Annotated in this window: 4 protein-coding genes; all 4 read left to right on the top strand. The window is 31.0% G+C overall.

Annotated elements, in window-relative coordinates:
• The coding region (locus AB0N16_RS41610; RefSeq protein ID WP_365806015.1) for a hypothetical protein at nucleotides 1-452 on the top strand (452 nt) is incomplete at its 5' end.
• A 213-nt stretch (nucleotides 453-665) separates the two neighbouring features.
• The gene (locus AB0N16_RS41605) at nucleotides 666-1,031 is read left to right on the top strand and encodes a GntR family transcriptional regulator (RefSeq protein WP_017864521.1); all 366 of its coding nucleotides are present in this window, start codon (nucleotides 666-668) and stop codon (nucleotides 1,029-1,031) included.
• Nucleotides 1,010-1,918 carry an ABC transporter ATP-binding protein gene (locus tag AB0N16_RS41600; protein ID WP_351660284.1) on the top strand — a complete coding sequence of 303 codons (909 nt, stop codon included), beginning with the start codon at nucleotides 1,010-1,012 and terminating at the stop codon, nucleotides 1,916-1,918. Before AB0N16_RS41605 ends, AB0N16_RS41600 begins: the two co-directional genes overlap by 22 nt.
• A partial coding sequence (locus tag AB0N16_RS41595) for a hypothetical protein (RefSeq protein ID WP_365806014.1) occupies nucleotides 1,905-2,386 on the top strand: 482 nt, incomplete at its 3' end. The genes AB0N16_RS41600 and AB0N16_RS41595, both read left to right, overlap by 14 nt.

The raw sequence follows: 2,386 nt of genomic DNA, 5'->3' as shown, positions 1-2,386 counted from the left end.
CTCTTACGATCTTTTATATTACAATATGTGATTATTTACAAAAACATAATATTTCGAGAAAATTTATGGAGGAAAGTACAGAGCAGGTGTGCTTAGATGGAATGAATTTACTCAAAAAGTCTAAGATTTTCAAAAAAAATTCTTCTAATTATGAAAATCCAGATATAGATACAGCTAACTATACAAGAGAGTATGAAAAACAAAATGAAGTTGAATTATATTTTCTTCGGAGAACGGACAAATTAATTCAACGTGGATTATATTTTTTGAAATTTTTAAAGAAAAAATATCAGAAAGTAAATATAAAATTCTTAAATAAATTTAATAATAAGTTATCAAGAATACTCTATTTGAAACACAAGGATTTACAAATGAAAATAGAAATAAAACAAATAGAGGATAATTTTCCTGAAGATGTTGCCATTTATGGTAGTAATTACTCTAAGGATTAGACTTAAATATAGTAATAATGTTTCTATGGAAAAGTCCTCTCAATAAAATTTATACAGGAAAATGAAATATAAACCAGCTCATAACTTAACAGTTGTGAGCTTTTTTATTTTAAATTTTAATTGATTATTATTCTAAAGCTATAGGTGTAAAATAATTAATACTTGACAAGTATATTGTATGGTGTATAATAGTACACATAGCAAAGGAGAACTATGCATATTGATCCTAATAATAAAGATGCCATTTACGAACAAATTGTATTTAATATAAAAAAAGAGATTACCAAAGGGATTCTTGATGCTGGAGACAAAATCCTATCCGTTCGAGAGATGTCCAAGCAGTTGGGCGTTAACCCGAATACTGTTGCCAAAGCTTATAAGGAATTAGAGCATCAAAATGTAATCACAACTATTAAGGGAAGAGGTTCTTTTGTTAAAAATAATGATGGTCAGGATGAAGAAATTGATATTCAGACACAAAAAAAATTAAGAAGTCAGCTTAAATCATGGTTAGTTGAAGCACAATATGCAAAAATTCCATTAAGTTTAATCTATGAGTGGATAAAGGAGGAGGAGTAAAAGTGGAGATTCAAAATTTAAGTAAGAGGATTGATGGTAATGTTGTTTTGAAACATATTAATTTATCCATCCCTCTAGGAAGTATTTTTGGAATTGTGGGAAGAAATGGATCTGGTAAAACCACTTTATTCCGTACGATAGCCAGTCATTATTTGATGGATGAAGGAATGGTATCAATTGATGGTCAAGATATTAACAAAGAGGTTAGTCTAAAGAATGATATTTTTTTCCTTGATCCTCAATATCAACCATTAAATAAAATGAGATTACGAACAATTGAGAGTTATTTTTCTCTATTATATCCTCTTTTTGATAGTAAGAGATTTTTGGAATTGATCGAAAAACATCAATTACCTGATGATCAATTTCAAAAATATTCCAAAGGGATGCAATGCTTACTCCTCGTTATTATTGCGCTTTGTTCAAATTGTTCCTATATTATCTTAGATGAACCTCTTGATGGGCTCGATGTTATCGTACGGAAACAGGTTGTTGATTTAATGATCGATGCAATCAGTGATCGAGAGAGAAGTATTATTTTAGCTTCACATAATTTGAATGAGTTGGAAAAGCTAGCGGACCAAGTCGCTTTTATTAAAGAACACTCTATTGTTTCTATATTGAATCTTTCTACAGTAAAAATGTCAATCTGTAAACTTCAGATTGCTTTTAAAGACTATGAATTACCTCAGTTTATCAAACAAGAAGCGAAGCATATTACTCATGAAGGCCGAGTAAGCACAGTGATTTTTGAAAATTATAGTGATGAACTTATGGAACGAATAAACAATTGTGAACCACTACTGATTGAAGAACTTCCTTTAACTTTAGAAGATATTTTTATAAGCAAGTTTTCAGGTCATGAGATGACTGATGAAAGAGAGTGAGGAAAGAATGGATAACAAAAAATTGAACAAAATTACTTGGAAACGAGCCAAACCAATCGTTTTAAGTTTAGGAATACTGTTAATATTAATCTCTGTTTTTATTGGATTTAACTCCACAAAAAATTGGCATAGAGAGCAAAACTTTATCCATTCTCAAGAGGCTAGAGACCAATATAATTCATACCTTGCTGCACAAAAAACTGAAGAGGATGATGTAAATAAAAAATATAAAGAAACAAAAGATTACCAAGGAAGTGTCGATTATGCAGAGAACCAGGACGCAGGAATTTTTCTGAAATTTGATTCTAAAACTGGTAAGTTTCATATTCAATCACAGACTTTTAAAGAATTTTACGGTTATATAAGGGCCAAATTATTTTACACGCGAAGTGCGCTGGACTTAACTAATTGGGATCGCCGTCTCTCCCTGTGTCGCCCCCGACAGCGCGCCGGCCACCGCCGCTGTCG

The sequence above is a fragment of the Streptomyces sp. NPDC051105 genome (assembly GCF_040682795.1).
GTDB lineage: Bacteria > Actinomycetota > Actinomycetes > Streptomycetales > Streptomycetaceae > Streptomyces.
The sequence above is the reverse complement of the archived record's forward strand: the minus strand, read 5'-3'. Positions and strand labels throughout refer to the sequence as shown.

What these genes read in the sequence shown, in the direction of transcription:
- AB0N16_RS41605 (WP_017864521.1), top strand. Translation starts at nt 666, where the DNA reads ATGCATATTGATCCTAATAATAAAGATGCCATTTACGAACAAATTGTA.